At 54.7% G+C, this 21,016-nt stretch carries 20 protein-coding genes; 6 read left to right on the top strand and 14 right to left on the bottom strand.

From position 1 onward, the window contains the following. Position 1: 1 nt before the first annotated feature. Positions 2-136: a transposase domain-containing protein gene (locus tag WG929_RS20075; protein WP_416207495.1), complete on the top strand. Its 135-nt coding sequence runs from the start codon at positions 2-4 to the stop codon at positions 134-136. 148 nt (positions 137-284) lie between these two features. Here the strand turns inward: WG929_RS20075 and WG929_RS20070 are convergent, their stop codons facing one another. From WG929_RS20070 to WG929_RS20040, 7 genes are all read right to left on the bottom strand, one after another. After that, on the bottom strand, positions 285-1,232 hold the full coding sequence (locus WG929_RS20070) for a flavin reductase family protein (protein ID WP_416207494.1): 948 nt from the start codon (positions 1,230-1,232) through the stop codon (positions 285-287). Between the two features lie 524 nt (positions 1,233-1,756). Then, positions 1,757-3,688 (bottom strand): TRAP transporter permease, encoded by a 1,932-nt coding sequence (locus WG929_RS20065; protein WP_416207493.1) that lies wholly within the window; start codon positions 3,686-3,688, stop codon positions 1,757-1,759. A 32-nt stretch (positions 3,689-3,720) separates the two neighbouring features. Beyond that, positions 3,721-4,683 carry a TAXI family TRAP transporter solute-binding subunit gene (locus WG929_RS20060; protein WP_416207492.1) on the bottom strand — a complete coding sequence of 321 codons (963 nt, stop codon included), beginning with the start codon at positions 4,681-4,683 and terminating at the stop codon, positions 3,721-3,723. Between the two features lie 59 nt (positions 4,684-4,742). Continuing rightward, complete coding sequence (locus WG929_RS20055; protein ID WP_416207491.1) at positions 4,743-5,057, bottom strand: non-heme iron oxygenase ferredoxin subunit; 315 nt, start codon at positions 5,055-5,057, stop codon at positions 4,743-4,745. 7 nt (positions 5,058-5,064) lie between these two features. Further along, complete coding sequence (locus WG929_RS20050; RefSeq protein WP_369856653.1) at positions 5,065-5,535, bottom strand: aromatic-ring-hydroxylating dioxygenase subunit beta; 471 nt, start codon at positions 5,533-5,535, stop codon at positions 5,065-5,067. 2 nt (positions 5,536-5,537) lie between these two features. Further along, complete coding sequence (locus WG929_RS20045; protein WP_416207490.1) at positions 5,538-6,797, bottom strand: aromatic ring-hydroxylating dioxygenase subunit alpha; 1,260 nt, start codon at positions 6,795-6,797, stop codon at positions 5,538-5,540. 115 nt (positions 6,798-6,912) lie between these two features. Then, positions 6,913-7,896: a 2Fe-2S iron-sulfur cluster-binding protein gene (locus WG929_RS20040; protein WP_369856655.1), complete on the bottom strand. Its 984-nt coding sequence runs from the start codon at positions 7,894-7,896 to the stop codon at positions 6,913-6,915. Between the two features lie 115 nt (positions 7,897-8,011). On the opposite strand from WG929_RS20040, the gene WG929_RS20035 reads away from it, so the two are divergent. Beyond that, complete coding sequence (locus WG929_RS20035) at positions 8,012-8,917, top strand: LysR family transcriptional regulator (RefSeq protein WP_369856656.1); 906 nt, start codon at positions 8,012-8,014, stop codon at positions 8,915-8,917. A 14-nt stretch (positions 8,918-8,931) separates the two neighbouring features. Here the strand turns inward: WG929_RS20035 and WG929_RS20030 are convergent, their stop codons facing one another. Continuing rightward, the gene (locus WG929_RS20030; protein ID WP_369856657.1) at positions 8,932-9,702 is read right to left on the bottom strand and encodes a helix-turn-helix transcriptional regulator; all 771 of its coding nucleotides are present in this window, start codon (positions 9,700-9,702) and stop codon (positions 8,932-8,934) included. 446 nt (positions 9,703-10,148) lie between these two features. Between WG929_RS20030 and WG929_RS20025 the strand changes: the two genes are divergently transcribed. The 4 genes from WG929_RS20025 (at position 10,149) to WG929_RS20010 (ending at position 14,184) form a co-directional block, all read left to right on the top strand. Next, positions 10,149-11,312, top strand: a complete 1,164-nt coding sequence (locus WG929_RS20025) for a Rieske 2Fe-2S domain-containing protein (protein WP_416207489.1) — start codon at positions 10,149-10,151, stop codon at positions 11,310-11,312. Between the two features lie 54 nt (positions 11,313-11,366). Beyond that, positions 11,367-11,687, top strand: coding sequence for a 2Fe-2S iron-sulfur cluster-binding protein (locus tag WG929_RS20020; protein ID WP_416207488.1), 321 nt, complete (start codon positions 11,367-11,369; stop codon positions 11,685-11,687). 9 nt (positions 11,688-11,696) lie between these two features. After that, entirely contained in the window at positions 11,697-13,022 is a 1,326-nt protein-coding gene (locus WG929_RS20015; RefSeq protein ID WP_416207487.1) for an NAD(P)/FAD-dependent oxidoreductase, read from the top strand. A gap of 76 nt (positions 13,023-13,098) precedes the next feature. Next, positions 13,099-14,184 carry a TRAP transporter substrate-binding protein gene (locus tag WG929_RS20010; RefSeq protein ID WP_416207486.1) on the top strand — a complete coding sequence of 362 codons (1,086 nt, stop codon included), beginning with the start codon at positions 13,099-13,101 and terminating at the stop codon, positions 14,182-14,184. 105 nt (positions 14,185-14,289) lie between these two features. Here WG929_RS20010 and WG929_RS20005 read toward each other — a convergent pair whose 3' ends face one another. The 6 genes from WG929_RS20005 to dmpE form a co-directional block, all read right to left on the bottom strand. Then, on the bottom strand, positions 14,290-15,210 hold the full coding sequence (locus WG929_RS20005) for an acetoacetate decarboxylase family protein (protein ID WP_416207485.1): 921 nt from the start codon (positions 15,208-15,210) through the stop codon (positions 14,290-14,292). Between the two features lie 231 nt (positions 15,211-15,441). Beyond that, entirely contained in the window at positions 15,442-16,893 is a 1,452-nt protein-coding gene (locus WG929_RS20000; protein WP_416207484.1) for an aldehyde dehydrogenase, read from the bottom strand. A gap of 162 nt (positions 16,894-17,055) precedes the next feature. Next, entirely contained in the window at positions 17,056-17,907 is an 852-nt protein-coding gene (locus WG929_RS19995) for a helix-turn-helix transcriptional regulator (RefSeq protein WP_416207483.1), read from the bottom strand. 130 nt (positions 17,908-18,037) lie between these two features. Beyond that, complete coding sequence (dmpG, locus tag WG929_RS19990; RefSeq protein ID WP_369856665.1) at positions 18,038-19,060, bottom strand: 4-hydroxy-2-oxovalerate aldolase; 1,023 nt, start codon at positions 19,058-19,060, stop codon at positions 18,038-18,040. Positions 19,061-19,079: 19 nt separating this feature from the next. Further along, positions 19,080-19,979 (bottom strand): acetaldehyde dehydrogenase (acetylating), encoded by a 900-nt coding sequence (locus tag WG929_RS19985; protein ID WP_416207482.1) that lies wholly within the window; start codon positions 19,977-19,979, stop codon positions 19,080-19,082. A 40-nt stretch (positions 19,980-20,019) separates the two neighbouring features. Further along, positions 20,020-20,808 carry a 2-oxopent-4-enoate hydratase gene (gene dmpE / locus WG929_RS19980; RefSeq protein WP_416207481.1) on the bottom strand — a complete coding sequence of 263 codons (789 nt, stop codon included), beginning with the start codon at positions 20,806-20,808 and terminating at the stop codon, positions 20,020-20,022. Positions 20,809-21,016 lie beyond the last annotated feature (208 nt).

Here is a 21,016-nt window from a genome sequence, read left to right as displayed (position 1 = left end):
GATAGAAACCGCCAAAGCGAACGACCTGGAGCCTTACGCGTATTTACGGAGAGTGTTTGCCCAGTTGCCGTTATGCGAAACCGTGGAAGACATCGAAAAACTGCTGCCTGAGAATATGAAATCGGCCGTTATTTAAATCGGTAGATGGGGTTGTTTGAGCGTTTACTTATAAAGGCACTAAAATGCCTTGAGATATTCGTTGGTGGATACGATACCTCATCGCAAATGGATTGGGGGTTCCCGGTCGGCGTCTGGGCTCTGGAAAACGCTTCAATCCCCAATCTTCATAGTCGGTTCCGACGCATCCTCTGCCACCTTCGCAGATTTAGCACATCAAAAGCACGATTCTCTTGCTCCGGGTTTAGTATGTGTCTTCCAATGGGCCGAGCTACCAGGTCTGCCAGTTGTAGACCTGCTGAGTTGGACGCTTTGCTGGTCATTCGTAATTTGAAAGGCAGGCCCTGATGGAAGCGGTTCTCACCGTCACAAATACGGCGAAATTCCACTTCTGTGGGCGGCATCGAGATAGCAGTTTGCAAATTTGCATCTGGCGCACTCTCCAGCACCATCAACAGGCGTGATTCGATGTTGTGCAGGCCCAGTTTCTGTTGCTCCTGGACAAAGCGAGGGTGACTGGCATTGACAGCCTGGATCATCAGATAAAAAACGTTTTCGCCCAGACGGGTGTCGAGCAGGTAAGGGGCCGGAGCGGCTGGATCCTGGTTTGGTTTTGCCCCCTGGGGATGAGGTATCACCATGGCGTATCCGCCCTGATGATAAAGCAGAGGTGCTCGGCCAAAGTCTTCAAAAACCTCAACTTTGCCGATCAGAATCCAGTGATCACCGGCATCAATATGCTCGAACAAGCTGCACTGGAAGTTGCCAGAGCAACCATCAAATACCGGAGCTCCACCAAAACCCTGGCGGAAACTGATACCGGCATATTTATCATCCGCCGGGCGAGCGAAGCCGTTGGACAGCTCGATTTGATTAGAAGCTAAAATGTTGACAGTGAAATGCTGTGCGGCCTGAAAGGTCTCCCAGGCACTGGAGCGTTTGTCGAGGCTCCAAAGAATCAGCGGTGGATCCAGCGATACCGAATTGAAGCTGTTGGCGGTGACGCCAACCTTGTTTCCATCCGCATCGATCGCCGTAACAATGGTGACACCACAAGCGAAGTTACCCAGTGCGCGGCGGAACTGGCGTGGGTCAAAAGGTGTTGCAGAACTCATAATACGCTCCCGTGGGATCTGCATCAGACCCCTTTTATTGTCGGTTCCTCCATCCTAACAAGCTGTGTTGGCGGATCACGGTCGATAACCCGAAAGCGCTTTTCAATCTTTTTTGGCTTCGTACGGTTTTGTTGATCAGAACACTCTCAGAAAACCGCACAAAGCGTTCAGAGCGCGCATAATTACTCATAAGGGGACATATATTTAATCCTGCACGACTCTGCGCGAGTGTTGCCGGTGATCAGGGCAAACCGGCTTCGTGATTCGACCCCATCCGAAAGCCCAGAGCGGGCACCGGATTAAATAGGTGACCCCATAACTCCCGATAGGAAATTATTCAGGCGGAGCGGTGTATTACTCTCCATGCCGCTCTATTCGCTATGGATCATAGATGAAGTCTATGAGCTGATCAGGTATCCGGTTCGGGGTGTGTCACTGGCTGGGTGATCCCTTGCTGCGAGTGCAGCAAGGGATCAGGACATAACACCCGGAAGGCCAAAACCGGATGTTATGAACAGGGGTTATCAGCTTCCTGATGACGGCTGTGCCCTTGTGCGGCACAGGCTTGCTGTCAGTAACAGGATAACCAACAAAACCAGTGCGGTTACTCGGGTGGCAATCAACAGGCTGGTGCTGCCCATGGCGGGGAACAGGAGCAGCGCACCACTGGCGATAAAGCCAAAGCGTTGCAGGCTGCCTAGCCGCTGGCCAAAGTAGCCGACAAAACCGACGGAAATAGCCCATACCCCTGCCAGCGTGGTGCTGATGGCGATGACGATATCGCCCGTGTCTCCCAGTAGCAGCAGGGCCGGTGTGGTGACAAACAGGAAGGGCACAATGTAGGCCGTCCAGCCCAGACGCATGGAGGTAAAGGCTGTTTTGATGGGATCCGCTCCGGCGATGCTGGCGGCGAAGAAGGCACCAATCGCAATCGGTGGGGTAATCATCGACATCATGCCCATGTAGAAGATAAACAGGTGGGCGGCGATCGGTTCAACGCCAACCTGAATCAATGAGGGAGCCACTAATACGGCCAGGAGCAGATACACTCCTACGGTTGGCATCCCCATGCCCAGCACAATACAGACCAGCGCCGAGATCAGTAGCAGCAGGAAGAGGTTACCTTCGCCCAGCTGTACCAGGAAGTAGGTGAGTCCGAAGCCGAGTCCGGTGACGTTCAGAATGCCGATAATAAATCCGGCGGCAGCGCCAATCATGATGATGTCGACGATGGAGTGGCCTGTTTCTGCCAGGGCTGCGCGGATGTCGCTGATGCCCATCCGTTTGCCTTTGTAGCCACGGCTAACGCCGACGATCAGCGCACCCAGTGCACCCCAGAGCGCAGCGGTTTCGGGTCGCAGATTAAAGAAGAACAACGCCCCCACGACCGCCGCAAAAGGCACCACAAAAATCCAGCCATTACGCAGTACCTCATTCCGTTGCGGGATCAGCGCCGGGTCAACCTTGGCGATGCCTTCTTTGGCGGCTTCCAGATCAACCTGAATAAACAGCGCCGCGTAGTACAGAATCGCTGGCACCAGCGCAGCCAGTACGACGTCGGCGTAGCTGATTTGCAGGAACTCGGCCATCAGGAAGGCAACAGCCCCCATCACTGGCGGCATAATCTGGCCTCCAGTGGAGGCAACCGTTTCTATTGCGGCGGCGGTTTGTGGTTTGAAACCGCCCTGCTTCATCATGCGAATGGTGACGACACCGGTCGCGACAATATTGGAGACCACCACCCCCGAGATAGAGCCAAACAAGGCGGAGGCTATGGTGGCGATCTTGCCGGAACCTCCACGTGAGCGGCCCATCAGGCAGAGTGCCAGATCATTAAAAAAATCGGCACCACCGGAGCGCAGCAGTAGTTGTCCGAATAAGACAAAGCCAATGACAATGGTAGCGGCCACGGCCAGTGTCAAACCCAGCATGCCGTTGGTATCCAGCCCGAGGTAGACCACCAGGCGGTCGAATTCGACATTGCGGGTTTGCAGCGGGCCAGCCAGATGATGCCCCAGCAGTGCGAAGGCCAGAAAGGTGGCCACGACAATCACTAAGGTGATGCCAACGACCCGGCGTAAACCTTCCATCACCAGTAGCAGAAAAGTCACCGACAGAATCAGCGCGGAGAGTGGCATATCCAGTTGCCGCTCGACCAGCCAGGGGTACTGCACCGACAGGTACAGCCCGGCTCCAAGGCCGATCAGCCCCAGTGCGGTATCAAACCCGCGTCGTAGCGGATTGGCCTGTGGCTTCAGAAATACCAGCGCCAGGCTGATGCCGAGAATCACCGCCAGATATTGCTCGGTATAAATGGCCAGACCCAGTCGGCTGAACAGATCTGCGGCGTAGGCAATGGCGGCCAGTGTAATCAGTGTCCCCAGCAGGGTACGGATCTGTTTACGCCCAGCGGACTCCACCAGGGTGGGTTGATGAACGGTCGATGACTCACTCATGTTGTGTCTCCAACAGATCATGGCTCAGGGAGTTATTCATGCCACAGGCCCTTTTCCTTGAAGTAACGGATGGCACCGGGGTGATAAGCCAGGCCGGGATAGACCTTGTAAGGTTCATCGGTCGACAGGGTACGGAAGCCGGGGAACAGCTTGATCAGTTCCGGTTTGCTTTCCAGCACGGTTTTCACCATCTGGTATACCTTTTCATCGTCTACATGGGCACCGACAACCAGCACGTTATCCCAGGTCACCATTTGCATGGGGGCGTCGACACCAACAAGGTGCGGGGCAGGGGTTACTGCGGAAAAATAGAACGCCGGGCGTATGGCTTCCATGGCAGCGGCGGCAATTTCATCGCTGGCTACCGGAACAAATTTGACGCCGCCGACCGAGGCATCCACCTCAGCAACCTTGGGGCCTCCAACCGCGAAGTACGTGGCATCAATACGGCCAGAAGACAGGGCGTCGGCCGCCCGAATCAAATCCGGTACCAGCACCTGTTCGACATCGCTCCATTCCAGCCCACTGGTTGCCAGCATGGCAGACATATGCGAACGACCCAGCGGGAAGGCATTCCAGCCTGCGGCGACCCGCTTGCCGGTCAGATCCTTGATCGAGTTGATACCGGAGTCCTTGCGCACAAAAATACCGATGGGTTGGGGGCTGATGCGCATGGCTAACCGCAGGTTGGGCCGTTCCCGGTCGCGGTAGTCGGCCATGCCATTGGCGGCCACAATCACATCATTGACGTCGTTGATGGCAAACTCAGCCAGCCCCTGATCGACCGAATCCATCATGGCGCGGTTACCGCTGAACGGCTGCACCACGGCATTCATATTATTTTTCGAGCGGGCAATGTTCGCGATGGACGTGCTCATGGTGTTCCAGACGGAACCCTGAGGCGGTGATGCAAACGACATCATCTGGGCTGAACTCAGGGATGAACACAGGCTGAGTGTGATGCCGGTGAGCAGTGACAGGGTATGTGTTTTCATTATTATTCTCCGGTGTTTCTTTATTGTTATATAAGCGCTGTGAGTACCTGGGCCGGGTGTTAGCCAAGCCGCAGAAAAACCTGATCGTCCTCCACCCGAGTGACGTAGGTCTGGATGTCATCGGTCAGTGGCAGGCACATGGCCTTACCGGTCTTGATGCAGAACTTGCCCTGATGTAACGGGCATTCGATTTCCCCATCTTCCAGAAAACCGTCACTGAGCAAGGCCTGGCCATGGGTACAGACGTTATCGGTAGCGAAGACTTCGCCATCCATTTTGTAGAGCGCGATCGGATGGCCGTTAACGCTGACACCAATCACGTCGTCGTCGGGAATGTCATCCAGCGCGCTGACGCTGATCCAGGAATCCGTCATAAGCACCTCAAATCGGATAAATCAGGGAGTTCAGAATCATGTCGTTATCAAACACACAGATTCTTGATTGAATACGCAGGCCGTCTTCTGTCTGGATCAGACGATCGATATAACGACCGACGTTGAATACCTCGGCGATGCCGTCGTATTTGGTACGGAACACGGCATAGCTGGCTTCGGCCTCGATGACTTCGCGATCCTGGCGGAGGATGCGCGCTGCGGACACCACATGGCGTTGCATATAAGGATCGTGGAAAATGGTTTCGGTGATGCCGTAGATCCGGTCTTTCAGCATGCCTTTGCTATCCAGCGACAGCGCCGCCATGGGCATGCCCCGGTCGAAATTTTCCCGTGACTGAACGCGGTAGACGCAGTCATCGGTGAATATATTGATCCAGCGCTCCCAGTCTTGGGCATCCACGGCGGCGGCGTAGTCCTGGTGCAGTTCGCTGACTTGCAGGTAGGTTTCAATAGACATGATTACAGCTCCATCATCTTGCGCCAGTACTGATACATTCCCCGGATCAGAGTCTCGGAGACCATATGATCGGTGTCGGCCACCTCGCGTCCTCCCAATTCCGCCAGTGAGCGGTGAAACGGTTTTTGCTCAAAACCTTGCTGGGAAAACTCGATAACCTCGCCATCGTCGGCAGATACAAAACCGGCCGGGCCAAACAGATTGGCCTGACTCAGGCGGCGTTGGGTGAGTGCTTCGCTGTCATCTTCGTAACCGAAGTGGGTCCAGACAAAATCAAAAGAATCATGGCCATGGGGTTGGATGTGGCGGGTGGTCACGCTGTTGACCTGCTGTTGCAGGATCACACTCGGGAACAGGGTCATCATGACGGCGGTCGGGCCGTCCCACCAGGGTTCGGCTTCAACATCGAGAAAGCGTGGATCATTCAGTGCCATGCTTTCCTTGAAGCTGCTGACACCTTCGGTGACCGAGGCATTTTTGCCGCCTTCACCACGGGTCGAGATCATGGCGGCATGGCGATGGTGCTGATCCATTTTCAGTTCGGAGCGGTTATCTGCACGCCACAGTCCGAAGGTCACAAACCAGGTGTGCAGCAGCCCCGGATGGTAAGGATCCTTGATGTTTTCCATCATCAGCTTCCAGTTACCTGGAATACGCTGTTTGTTGTAACCCAGGATTTTTAACTGGCGGCCATTAAACATACGGTCGAAATAGTGCAGCATTTCAGGGCCGACGAAGTCTTCAAAGGATTCCATTTCGTGGTCGAACGTCGCAAAGACCACGCCACCACGCTGGGCTACTCGCAGCTGGGTCAAACTGTGGTTGGCGGGGTTGAAATCGTTAGGCATGCCGCCCTTGACCTGGCCGTCCTGCTTGACGCCACGGCGGAATGGCACACCTTGCAGGTTGCCTGCAAGGTCGTAGTTCCACTGATGGTAGGGGCAGACAAAACTTTTGGCCGTGCCCTGTTTTTCACGACAAAAGCGCATGCCCCGGTGGGCGCAGACGTTTTCAATCACCTGGATACTGTCATCGGCGGCGCGCACCATAATGACGGAGCGTTCGCCAATAACGGTGCGCTTGAAATCGCCGCTGTTGGGGATTTCTGCTGCAAGTCCGACATAGCACCAGTGATTGCGGTAGAACAGTTTGTCCAGTTCCTGCTGGTAAATCGCGCTGTCGGTATAGACCCGGAACGGGATGCGGCTGGTGTCCTCCTGATCCCAGGCGGGCGTAAGAGGAATCCGTTGTTGTTCACTCATCGTATTCACCTTTTTATCGTTATTGGTGTTTATCGTTATTGGTGTTTTTTCGGTTGTCGCTGGGCGTTATTGCCGGGCATTTGTTCGAGCCGGTCAGGGCTCAGGTTGCCTGCCGTTACACGCCGCTGGGGTAAAACGCATCGGCATAAATCCGGTCGATGCTGGCACCTCGTCGGGTGCACGCCAGAGAGGCGGCTTCGACCATGGCAGGCGCTCCGGCCAGGTAAATGCGGTAATCCTGCAAATCAGGAAAGTCGTTGATGACGGGGTCGGTGACCAGACCGCACTCGTATTGCAAGGTGTCGGGCGTATGGCTGAGCAAGATGCGATAGTGGAAATTAGGGTAGTCGCCAGCCAGCGTCTGAAGGTAATTCAGGCCATACAAATCGGCTTCGGTGCGGGCGCCAAACAGCAGGGTGACGGGGTTGGCCATGCCAGACTCCAGTGCCCCGCGCACAATGGAAAGAATCGGTGCCAGACCAGTACCGCTGGCCACACAGAGCATGGGGCCAGCGTGTTTGCGGCGCAGATAGGAAGCCCCCAAAGGGCCATTCAATTTCACGCTGCTGCCGGGTTTTAATCGTTCATCCAACTGGCTGGTCACACGCCCGTTAGGCACAACACGAATATGAAATTCCAGTTCATCATCAGTGGCCAGTCCGGCCATGGAATAGGCGCGGATACCCTCTGGCCAGAATTGCAGGTTGGCGTATTGGCCCGGAGAATAATCCAGCGGTTTGTTGGTACGCAGACGCAGACGGCGGACATTATGAGACAAGGTTTCAAAGGCCGTCACGGTGCCTTTCAGGGTTTTGGTGGGGTGAATCACCACCTCGTCCATCTCCGGCAGTTCGATCACACAATTACTTTCGACGTGGCTCTGGCAGGCCAGCACATAACGCCCGCTGGACGCCAAGCGGCCATCGGCGGCGGAAGGGCCCTGAACATTGCCTTCAATTACCTTGCAACGACAGGTGCCGCAGCGGCCAGACAAACAGCTGTAAGAGACCGGTATGTCATTGGCAAGTAAGACATCCAGCAGAGTGCTGCCATTTGCGGCGATGACGGTTTTATTGATTGGTGTTATCAGGACTTCCATTATGGCTCCGCAAGCGTGTATTCAACTTGTTTTGCACTATAGGGAGGCTCGTGATATTGAGACAGCTAATAGGCTGAATAAGCAATCTTCACAATATGAATAACAGGGGGAGCCGATGATTCAGTTGCGAGAGATCGATCTTAATTTGCTGCTGGTGTTTCAGCTGATGTACCGGGAGCGTAAAACCGGCCCGGTTGCAGAACAACTGGGTCTGTCGCAGCCCGCCGTCAGTAATGCTCTGGGCCGATTACGCAAGACCTTGAATGATGAGCTGTTCGAGCGTACCTCCAGGGGGATGCGACCGACTCCCTTTGCCGATGCCATTGCCGAATCCATTGGGTATGCACTCAGTACCTTGCAGGATGGACTGAATTATCAGGAACGTTTTGACCCAATACAGAGCGAACGGGCGTTTTGCCTGTCGATGACTGATCTGGGCGAGATGTACCTGCTGCCGCGTCTGATGGCTTATTTGGCGATACACGCACCCAATATATCACTAACGACAGTTAGAGATACGGGCCGACCGTTGAAAGAAGAAATGGAAGGCGGAAGCGTGGATCTGGCGATTGGCTTGCTACCACAACTGGAAGGCGGGTTTTATCAGCGGCGGCTGTTTGATCAGGACTATGTCTGTCTGATGCGGGCAGGCCACGCACTGGCAGATGGTGAGCTGACGCTGGAACGTTTTTCCGAGGCGCAGCATATTATCATCGAGGCTCAGGGCACCGGCCACGGCCGGGTTGAAAAGCAGCTGATGCGGAGTGGCATTTCACGCATTGTGAGGTTGCGGCTGCCGCATTTTATTTCGGCTCCCTATATTGTCAGCACGACGGATCTGGTAGCGACCGTCACCGAAAAACTGGCGTTACAAACATCAAAAAGCCTGGGGTTGGTGGCCCGGCCGCATCCGGTGCCGATTCCTCCGGCGCAGATCAATGTGTTCTGGCATCGTCGCTATCATCAGGATACGGGTAATATCTGGCTAAGAAATATCGTTTTTGAGTTGTTTTCTGAATAGCGGATTCCGAGGCTTTATTTGCCTTCAATCACCATGCCGAACAGCTGATTCTGAGTGCCGATGCCCAGTTTGTCGTACAGGTTACGGCGGTGGGTCAGCACGGTATTGGGACTGATACCCAGATCCAGAGCAATGGCGTCGGAGCGGTAACCCAACACAATACGAGAGCCGACATCGAGTTCGCGGGCGGTCAGCTGTTTACCCACGGCTGCTGCCAGACGTGCCCGTACCCAGGGCAGATCAAACACCATGCGATGTTGTCGAGTCAGCTGGATATGACGCTGCAACAGGGTGGCCAGCAACTCACCATGCTGAGCCAGCGAACTCATGTCGAGGCGGGTCGAGTGTTCAGATGCCAGTCGATACAGGTTAAGACACAAGGCCTGACCATCGTTCTGATACATAAACGCCAGCTTTTCCTCAATACCACAGCGCTCAAGCAGCTGATGACGGTAATCCCCATCGGCCAGCTCGCGCGCGTTCTGCTGGCGAATACGAGGTTGCCCGCTGGCTGCTTGATGGCGTAGCCAGTCAAGGTTGGGGTCGCGTTGAAAATAGTACTCGTCATACAGGTGACGGCACTCCCGTGCTAACGGTTGATAGATTGCACCGGTGGAAAACAGTGTCAGCGGGTGTTTATTGTTCGCCCGGAAAGAAATCAACAGGCAATGATCGGCACCGGTCAGGCGTCGCAGGCTGCTGACCAATGTCGATTCAAACGTGTCGGCACCGAGTGACCCAATCAGATCAGTCAGCGGCAAATCGGTGGATTGCGCCGGATTCATACGACTACCCCAGTGTGTTGTTATTATTCTGAACGGATAGTTAGGGGGTGTTCTCAATTATTTGACCCTGACCCCTCGGGCTGAGACCTGTGACTTCCAGCACGGCGTTATTCGTCACTTGCTGAGCTCGCTAAACCGCGTTCCTGATGCCTTGTTCTGAAACCAACCGGCTCTCAGCTGGCTCGGTTGAATCATCGAAAACGTCCCCTGATATTTTTACTATGTGGTAGCTGGCGTGTAGCTGGCAAGTAGAAACTGTATTTCACTGCGTCCACTTCCGGCCCGCCGGTGTTTTTCTCTTCTGGCTTCTGGCCTTTCCTCCGCGGTTTATCTTTTGCTCTGATCCTGGCTGGGCTGCATCAACTCACAAGATCTTGTGAGTGTCGTCAGCGTCTGGCCGACGTAACCTGTTCGCAACGGTTTGATAACAACAACAGGAGACCGTGATGACTCTGACACGTATTCAGCGTGCTGCCCAAGTGGCAGGAAAAAGCCTGGCCGGGCGTGACACCCCGTTTATTTTTAATGAATGGTACGTTGCCGCCTTGTCTCGGGAAGTCAGTCGCGAGCCGCTGGCTCGCACTATTCTGGGTAAAACCCTGGTGTTTTACCGCAAACAGGATGGCGGCCCGGTGGCACTCAGTAACCGTTGCGCCCATCGCTCATTCCCTCTCGACAAGGGCACCCTGGTGGGCGATCACCTGGTGTGTGGCTACCACGGTATGCGTTACAACGAGCTGGGCGAGGTGATAGAGGTGCCATCCCAAGCCTCGTGCGGCGGTATTTCCATTCGTCATTATCCACTGGTGGAAATGGGGCCGGTTATCTGGATCTGGATGGGGCAGCCAGAACAGGCAGATCCTGCCACCATCCCGGAGATGCCGATGCTCGAAGACGGCTGGGTCACGTCGGAAGACTATATGGATCTGAAAGCCAACTACGTTTATCTGCATGAGAATTTGCTGGATCTGACCCACCTGAGTTTTTTGCATGCCAACACCTTTGGTACACCGGATTACGCCCGCGCTGATTTTGACGTCCAGATCTCGGATACCCGCATGTGGCTGAAACGCTACGTCATGCCGACCCGCTTGCCACCGGTCTGGGCCAAACCAACCCGGCTGGAAGGCAAGGATGCGGCGCGAATTACCACCTCGGATTTTGTCTCCCCGGCACTGCATATCGTCCACGCCGAGTTTTACGACCTGGCGCTGGCGGAATCAGAGCGCCCGGATCAACGTATCAAAACGGCGCATATACCGACGCCATCAACCGCGACCGAAACCCATTATTTTGTTGTTCACGGCCGCAACTTTGCGTTGGAGGAAGGCGACGTCACCGACTTTATGCACCAACAGCTGATGGCCGCGTTCCAGGAAGACGTGGTGGGCTTGCAGCAACAGGAAATACTGATGGCGGCAGAAATGGACGACAACTATTTCGAAATATCGGTGAAGTCAGACGCAGCCAGTGTCGCCATGCGGCGTTATATCAAGCGTCGTGCAAACGAGGAGCAGGGCTTGATAACGACAGATGCCCCGGCGTCATCGACAGCCCCCACGGCTCCCGCAGCACCGGCGACGGTCGGCAATATTCCAGTGCCGGTCTGAGCCGTGACGGCTGTCGTTGTGCTGAAAAACAGGATGGATAAACGAGGAGTTGTCATGAGTATCCAGATTGAGGTCACCGCTGCATCAGGTCGCCAGCAACAGCTGGAAGCCGCCGATGGTGCACTGTTGATGGAAGTATTACGGGATCAGAGTGACGGTGTCGAAGGTATCTGTGGTGGCTGTGCCGCATGTGGAACCTGCCATGTCCATATTGCCCCGCAATGGCTGGAACGGCTGCCAGCCATGCCCGCAGAAGAACATAACCTGCTGGATGCCCTGGACGTGCGTAATGACCAGTCGCGACTGAGCTGCCAGATACGGCTGGATGCCAGCCTTGATGGCCTGTCCCTGATCATTGTGCCGGCCGAGTGCTGAGGAGAGGGTATGAAAAAATTGCTGATTGTAGGTGGTGGTCATGCTACCGCTGCCTTGCTGAATCAGTTACACAAGCAAACCAGCAATGGCTGCTTCGACTGGCAAGTGACGGTGATCTCCGCCGAGAGCACCGAGGCGGTAAACCGGCCGTTGCTCTCGAAAGATTACCTCAGTCACAAGGTCGGTGACGATCAGCTGCCACTGATCGCCAGTGAGGTACGCCAAGCCATGACGAGCACCCTGGGTCTGCAATGGCTTACTGACTGTCGTGTGATCTCGGTCGACCGTCAGAGGCATCAACTGCAGCTGTATAACGGCTGTAAGCTTGAGTGGGATACGCTGGTGTTGGCCACCGGTGTCCGTTTGCGCCAGCTTTCTCTGCCGGGTGGTGATCAGCCAGTCAGTGAGATGAAGGGGGTCTTTTACCTCAAAACCGCGAGCCAGTCGCAGGCTCTGAGGCAAGCGCTGCAACATGCCCGTCAGCTGACGGTGATTGGTGGCGGGTTTATCGGACTGGAAGTAGCGGCAACGGCGCGCCAGCAAGGGGTCGCCGTCCGTGTGCTGGAATCTGGCGAGCGCTTGTTACGTCGGGTGGTGGCTGCTCCGGTCTCCCACTGGTTTCAGCAAATGCACATCGAACAGGGTGTCGAGCTGCGCCTGAACAGCTCGTTACAGCACCTGCTGGCTGACGATCATGGCAACGTACGAGCGATACAGCTGGCGTCTGGCGACGTGCTGGCAACCGATCTGGTGGTCGTCGGGGTCGGGGTTGAGCCTGAAACCGGCTTGGCACAGTCTGCCGGGCTGGCATGTGACAACGGCATACTGGTGAATGAACAGTGCCAGACCTCCGATCCAAATATTTTTGCGGCTGGTGATGGGGCCAATCGGCGGCATCCCCTGTATCAACAACGGCTGCGACTGGAGTCGGTAGAAAATGCCACTCATCAGGGTCAGCTTATTGCGGCGATGTTAACGCAGAGTCCGCTACCACCGACGGCGGTGCCTTGGTTCTGGTCAACCCAGTACGACGCCCGTTTGCAAATTGCCGGACTGTCGCAGGGTTACGACCAGCTCATCACGCGCCAGGCCAAAGGCAAGCCGGGAATCAGTTGGCTGTATTTACGTCAGGGTCGTTTGCTGGCCTGTGATGCAGTCAATCGCCCGGCGGATTTTCTGCAGGCAAAAAAACTGATCGGTAGCGGTCAGTTGCTCGACCCGTTACAGGCGGCTGACGCCGCAATACCACTGGGCCAGTGTGTGGCCCCTGTTGATCCTGACGATCCCAACGCCGGTAATTCCCGCACGTTGGCAACCGCTGCGGTGGCTTCCTGATCAGGCTCTGGTCACCGCCGCAAAACCACACAATCACAACTCCCTGAACCAATAACAAAATCAAAAGGGTACTCCGATGCGCAACCTCATAAAAAACATTATCCAAACCTCGCTACTGGCCGCCATCACGGCCACCGCACTGGGCCTGGCCGCTCAGACACAGGCTGAACCTGTGATCATGCATGTGGCTACTGCCGGGCCGCCAGGGCATGTCCAAAACAGCATCGTATTTCCAACCTGGGCCAAATGGATTGAAGAAGCCACCGAAGGTCGGGTACAGGTCAAACTGGAATACGGCCTTGGTAATCAGTCGACCTTTTTTAATCTGGTCGAAGATGGCGTGGCCGATGCCGCCTGGGCCTATCATGGGTATGTGCCAGGTCGCTTCCAGCTGACCCAGGTCGTCGAGTTACCGAACCTGGGCGTCGATGCCGAAGCCGCTTCACAAGCCTATTGGGAGGTGTATCAGAAATATCTGGCCAAAGCCGGAGAGCATGACGGCCTGGCGCTACTGGGCTTGTTTACCCATGGGCCGGGGCAGATTCACAGCACCCGCGCAATCAATCATCTTACCGATCTGCGGGGGATGAAAATCCGCGTGGGTGGTGGTATTCAGCAAACCTTGGCGGAACGTCTGGACGTCACGCCGATTGCAGCACCCGGCCCCAAAGTATACGAACTGCTGCAACAAGGCATCGTTGATGGTGTCTTTATGCCAGCCGCCAGCCAGAAGGACTTTCGTCTTGCCGAAGTGGCTCCCTACCTGACGTTGCTGCCGGGCGGCTTGTATATGGGTAGTTTTGCGATTTTTGCCAATGAAGAGTTTCTCGATTCGCTCGAGCCTCGGGATCGCAAAGCTATCTGGGCGGTATCCGGGGCACGCCTGTCGGCGCTGGCTGGCAAAGCCTGGGATCAATCGGACAAAAATGGCATCAACATGGCCAAGGATCAGCACGTTCATATCCAATATGTTGCTGCTGGGGGTGCCATGGTGAATGAATATCAAGCCATGACCAAAGGCATAGATACCGACTGGCTGACGATGGCAAACGCCAAAGGTGTTGATGCCAAGGCGGCTCTGACGGAATTACGCAACCGTGCTCGCAGCCTGCAAACGGCACAATCCAGCGCGGAACGACAACAGGCACTGGTCGCTGACTGAGATAGGTATTGGAAGAAAAACCTCTGGTGGTCAACGTCAGAGGTTCCAGTATCTTCCTGGCTGCCACGGCCTGCCGTGGCTTTATGACTTGACTCTTTAAATCAATTATTCGGCAGTACTGGGATGCAAAATACTCACGCTGTTTTCATCTTTAGGCTCAATGGCACGCAGTTCATCTGCAGAAATACCGATGCCGGGCATTGAAAAACTGCTGACTTCAACATCAATTACTTCAAGGATTTCAAGGTCTGCCAGCTTGTTAACAATATGAGCGGTCAGTGGCAGTTGTTCAAACGTTGCACGATGCCATTTGATATCGACGTGTTCAGCAGTCCAGCGACGATAATTGCTGATTTCCAAAGCCGGGCGAGAAAATGCCGCCGCTGGATGGGCTGCTGGCGCATTGGTGGTGGCATAGGCAACATCACCGCCACCAGTTCCGTTTACGGCAGTTTTGGGAATATATTTAAACCAGATATTGGGGTTGCCAATAATGGACTGATTGGGTTTGCCTCCGACTTCTTTCATACCACTCAAATTCAGTTCAAAGAACGTATGTCCATACCAGGAGGCTTCACCTGACAATGTGCCTTCATTTTCTTGCCAAACGGTTGCTGGAATATCAGCGAACAGTTTGGCAAAGCCCATTTCTTCGCGCCCCGTCATGATCGCGTCGGGATTTCCTTCCCAGATACAGGGGTTGAAGTTTCCTTCCAGAGTTTCGTCTTTACCATAATAGGTAACCGGGAAGGTTGGCATGACTACGCCGTATCCACGTCCTGCCAGCCAGTATAAATCCTTGAACCAGCTGTAATTAAGCGTAATAACCGGTTCGCCACGCAGTTCAAAACCAGGAGGTAATAACGCTTTAAGTTTTTCGGCATCTGTACGGTAACGAATAGAGGCCGTTTCAAGTGTCATGGTGCCGGTTTCTTCAATTTTCCATGGTCTGCCATCCGGATGTTGACGTGGGCTAACTGATGGGCCAAATACAACCGGCATGCGATACCTTACTCCAGTTTTCATGTCTTGAATTCTCCAATGTTAAACGTTGTTCGTTAATATGACGGTTGCCTGATTAACGAATTGAATCACCCCGGTTGACGAGGAATATTTTCATTTTAGTGGGTTGGTATTTGTTGTTTTATATTGGTGCCTGGCAGGCTTTATCCCTGTTTTTGGCGGGCACAGTGGCCCGCCTTTCCTGATTGGGATTGCTACTGTCGGGTAAAAGGCCAACAGTGCCTGACGTAATCGTCAGATGGGATAATGCGGAGTACCGCTCTGGATCGTCAGCCAGCGGGTTTCTGTAAACTCGCTAATACCGGCTTTGCCACCGAAGCGACCATAACCACTGTCCTTGACGCCGCCAAATGGCATTTGTCCTTCGTCGTGTACCGTTGAGCCATTGATATGACAAATGCCGGAATGAATACGGCGGGCGACTGCCATGGCACGGCTGATGTCGCGGCTGAATACGGCGGCAGAAAGACCGTAGTCGGTGTCGTTGGCGACGGTAATGGCTTCGTCTTCGCTGTTAACACGAATCACACTGACCACTGGGCCAAACGATTCATCACGGTACAGGGCAATCTCGGGCGTAACGTGATCAATAATTGTTGGTTGCATGATGGCACCTTGAATCTGGCCACCCGTAATCTTGACCGCTCCTTTTGACACCGCCTCATCGACCATATTTTTGACCCGACGGGCGGCGTCGGCACTGATCATGGCACCCAGGGGGAAATTACCTTCGCGAGGGTTACCAGCCAGAAGTGTTTCGACCTTGGTTTTCAAGCGCTGGACAAACTCGTCCGCGATGCGGTTATCCACAATCAGACGCTCTGTCGACATGCAAATCTGCCCCTGATTCATAAAGGCACCAAAAGCGGCAGCACTCACGGCGGCATCCAGATCGGCATCTTCCAGTACCAGCAGAGGGGCCTTGCCACCCAGTTCCAGTACATGACGTTTGAGGTGACGGGCACACTGTTCGGCAATAATGCGGCCAACCCGGGTAGAGCCGGTAAAGTTCACATGTCGTACACACGGTTGTTCAATCAGGGTGCGTACAATCTCGGCGGCATCCTGTGGCGCATTGGTGATCACATTGATAACCCCGGCAGGCAAACCGGCTTCGACCAGCACGTCGGCGATCAGGGCATGGGTTTTTGGGCAGAGTTCCGATGCCTTGAAAATCACGGTATTACCACAGGCCAGCGGCATGGCTATGGCCCGCACACCCAGAATAACCGGAGCATTCCAGGGGGCGATACAGAGGCAAACACCAATAGGTTCTTTTACCGACATGGCAAAACTGCCGGCCTTGTCGGAAGGGATAACATCACCGGTAATGGATGTGGTCATCGCGGCAGCTTCACGCATATGTCCGGCTGCCAGATGGCAATTAAACCCGGCCCAGACCGCTGATGAACCTGTTTCTGCCTGCATGGCGGCAACAAACTCCTGGCTGCGGGCTTCCAGAATATCGGCCGCTTTCATCAGAATGCTGCGGCGGGTGCCGGGGCCGGTCAAGGCCCAGTCGGTAAAGGCGGCCGCTGCAGCGTTTGTTGCAGCAATGGCGTCCTTGCTGCTGGCAGCGGCAGCCCGGCTGGCGGGTTGCTCTGTTATCGGGTCAATGCAGTCGTAGGTTTTTCCCTGTGCGGCATCAAGATATTCGCCATTAATCAGGAGTTGGGTGGTTTGCATAAAGCCTCCAGAGCAATCGGTACAGACAGAACCCATTGCATGGTTATTGTTATTAAAGGCTTATGAAACCACCGAAGGGCAGGGCTGGATATGTCGTAATCCTGCCATTTATTGTCAATATCCTGAGGCTGTGGTGTAACTTGAGCCAACTCGGAGAATTTTTTATGGCCAATGGGTAAATTCTGTTGCTTCGAGGGGCTTTGGTGTCGCTGACGGGCGATGATTGGCTCGATAGTGGCCGGGAGACTCGCTGGCATGGCGTTTGAAAAAATGGCTGAAGTGAGAACTGTCCTTGAATCCCAGGCAACTTGAGATCTGGTCAATACTCATGGCGGATCGGCTTAACAAGATCCGAGCCTCGCGCACAATTCGTGTCTGGATCAATTGCGCCGGGGTCATGCCGGTTTCACGCTTGCACCCCGCGTACAGACGATGGGTACTGACATCGATGGCTTCGGCATACTGATATACCGTCCAGCGTTGTCGATAATTCTGTTCCAGCAATACCTGAAAACGCTGGACTATACGGCTGCTGTCGTGGGTTATCTGTTGCAGTAATGCTTCGGTGCCGGTTGCGCGCCAGACATACACCAGTACCAGGGTGACCAGTGACATTAATAACGCCCCGGAGCCAGGGGCATTCAGTGACAGTTCATCCTGCATTCGGCCAATATCATTCTGAATGGATGCCAGTACCTTTGAATCTTCATTCAGGGCGATCTGTAACGGCTGTTCAAGTATCCGTAAAGCCTGTTCCAGTTCCGGATTATTGTGGATGGCGTGGAAGAAACAGGAGCGATCCAGGGTCATCAGCCAGGCCGGGCATCCGGCTGGAATCATCAGTGGACCAGGCTGCTGCAGTGGCAGCCAGGTTATCTGACCTGCGGCACAGTACAGCAAGAATCCGGGCCTGAGACTGAGGTGGCGGGTCTGGCTGGAAGCCGGGAACACGCGCGCAGACATCGAACCTTCCGGTTGTTCGTCGTGGCGATCCTGCGGGGTGGTGGTTGTCATGCTGAGGCATCCTTGGGGCGTGGTTAGATCAGCCCGGCGCTCGCAGAACCGGTGCGGTGAATGGTCAGTTTGCCCGCAGGACTCGTTGATAAGCATTGTCCGGGACGCGCCTTGTCCCGGACAGGCCGGTTTACATGGAGCGTTGCCGGGCCAGTGTCAGCGCTGTGTCTTCAATCATGTCTTCCTGTCCTCCGACCATTCCCCGGCGTCCCATTTCAACCAGAATGTCCCTGGCTTGCAGGCCATACTTCGCGGCTGCGCGTTTGGCGAACAGCAGGAAAGAACCATAGACACCGGCATAACCCAGGGTCAGGGCATCACGATCGATACGAATCGGGAAGTCCATAATCGGTACCACCAGATCTTCGGCGACATCCTGCAGTTTATACAGGTCAATCCCCGTTTCAATCGACATCATATCGCACACAGCAGCCAGCACTTCGAGCGGGGTATTACCGGCCCCGGCTCCAAGCCCGGCGGCAGCGCCGTCGATCCGGGTGGCTCCGGCTTCAATGGCGGCAATGGAATTGGCAACCCCCATGGCAAGATTGTGATGGCCGTGAAAGCCGATTTCGGTTTCAGGCTTGAGGCCTTCGCGCACCATACGAATACGTTCTTTTACGCCCTCTGGCAGCAAATGACCCGCCGAATCGGTGATGTAGATGCAGTTGGCACCATAAGACTCCATCAATCGCGCTTGCTCCAGTAACCCGGCGGCTGAGTTCATGTGGGCCATCATCAGAAAACCGACGGTATCCATTTCCAGCTTGCGCGCAAGAGTGATGTGTTGCTCGGAAACGTCGGCTTCGGTGCAGTGGGTGGCGACACGAATCGTCGAAACACCCAGATCATGGGCCATTGTCAGGTGATCAACCGTACCAATACCGGGCAACAGCAGAGCGGAAATACGGGCTTGTTTCATCAGCGGGACAACGGTGGCCAGGTATTCCTCATCCGTGTGAGCCGGAAAGCCATAATTTACCGAGCTGCCCCCAAGGCCATCCCCATGGGTGACTTCAATCAGCGGAACGCCTGCCTCATCCAGACCACAGGCAATGCTGCGCATGTGGTCCAGGCTCATCTGGTGACGTTTGGGGTGCATGCCGTCACGCAGGGTCATATCGTGCAGGGTAATACGAGTGTTTATGGTCATATCGGGATACCTGAATACATTATTGGGCTGAGGGTGCGGATTGGTTGAGGGCTTCAGCAAACATCTCGGCAGTGCGACAGGCGGCGGCTGTCATAATGTCGAGGTTACCGGCGTAGGTGGGTAAAAAGTCACCCAGACCTTCCACTTCAAGGAATACCGATACCCGCTTGCCATCAAACACCGGGCCGTTCACGAGTCGATAACCGGGGACGTAGCGCTGTACCTCGGCAATCATGGCAAGAACAGAGGCTTTGATTTTTTCTTGATCTGGCGTTTCACGGGTCAGGCAATGCACGGTGTCGCGCATCATCAGCGGCGGTTCCGCCGGATTGATAATAATGATGGCTTTGCCTTCGGTGGCTCCTCCAACCTTTACGACGGCAGCCGCAGTGGTGCGGGTGAATTCGTCGATATTCTTGCGGGTGCCGGGGCCTACTGATCGGGAGGAAACCGTGGCAACAATTTCGCCGTAATCCACATCCTGAACCCGTGAAATCGCCGCTACCATCGGGATTGTCGCCTGGCCACCACAGGTCACCATGTTGACGTTCATCGCGCCACTGCCGATATGCTCATTCAGATTGACCGGAGGCACACAATAGGGGCCAATAGCGGCCGGAGTGAGGTCAATCATCAGTACCCCCAGTTCATTCAGTTTGCGACTGTTTTCGGCATGAACGTAAGCACTGGTGGCATCAAAAGCGATCTGGATATTATCGCTGACAACATGTGGCAGCAGGCCATCAACACCGTCAGCGGTGGTCTGTAATCCGAGTGTTCTGGCACGATCCAGGCCTTCCGAGGTTGGGTCAATACCGACCATCCATACCGGCTCCAGGTAATCACTGCGTTGCAGTTTGTAGAGCAGATCGGTGCCGATATTGCCTGGCCCGATAATGGCGCAACGAATCTTTTTCATGGTTTAACCTTTGATATATAAAGTAAAAACAGGGAATAAATTACTCAAAACAGACTGAGCAGCTGCCGAGTCCGGCAATGGATACCTTGAGGAAATCGCCGGGCTGCACTGGCACCATCGTCGCAAGCGAACCGGAAAGAATGACTTCCCCGGCTTTTAAAGGAATACCGAATTGCCCCAGCGTATTGGCCAGCCAGGTCACTGCATTAACCGGGCTGCCCAGTGCTGCTGCTCCGGCACCGGTGGCGACTATCTGGCCATTCTTTTCCAGCACCATGCCAGCCAGCGCCAGATCCAGCCCTTCTGCGCTGGTCAGTTGATCGCCGAGGACAAACAGTCCGCAGGAGGCGTTGTCGGCGACGGTATCGGTGATGGCGATTTTCCAGTTAGTAATGCGGGAATCAACAATCTCGAAACAGGGCATAACCCCGCGAGTGGCCGCCAGCACATCGGCATTGGTAATTCCTGGCCCCATCAGGTCGTCTTTCAGGACGAAGGCAATTTCGCCTTCGGCTTTTGGTTGAATCAGGGTATCGAGCTGGATTGCCTGCCTATTTTGGGCACACATGTTGTCGAGCAAATAACCAAAATCCGGTTGATAAACACCGAGTAAATCCATCACTGCCTGGCTGGTAACTCCCACTTTTTTGCCAATAACCTGGTGTTTGCCTGCTTTCATAGCATCAACAAATAGTGTCTGGATCTGATAGGCGTCGTCCATGCTGATGTCGCTGTAGCGCTTCGACAGTGGTGGAATAGTGGTTCTGGATAACCAGGCTTGATGCAGATCCTGCGCTGCCTGATGAATGTTTTCCGGGGTCATGGTCATGTTGCACTCCTCTTTATATATGTCAGTCGGGCACCGTGGACTTCAGCCATGCGCACCCCCGACTCCAGCACTTGCATTGACAGCTGACTTTCATCCAGCGGGATAAGTAGTTGCTTGTACATCCTGTTTGCTCCTCAGTGCGGCTGGCTGCGTTTCAGTAAAAAACTCGCCAGCGCCGGCAGTAAAATCAGCGCGCCGAGCATGTTCC

Origin of the sequence: Oceanobacter antarcticus (genome assembly GCF_044962685.1) — a bacterium.
Taxonomy (GTDB): domain Bacteria; phylum Pseudomonadota; class Gammaproteobacteria; order Pseudomonadales; family Oceanobacteraceae; genus Oceanobacter; species Oceanobacter antarcticus.
Note: the sequence above shows the minus strand (reverse complement) of the source record. Positions and strands in the feature narration are given on the sequence as shown.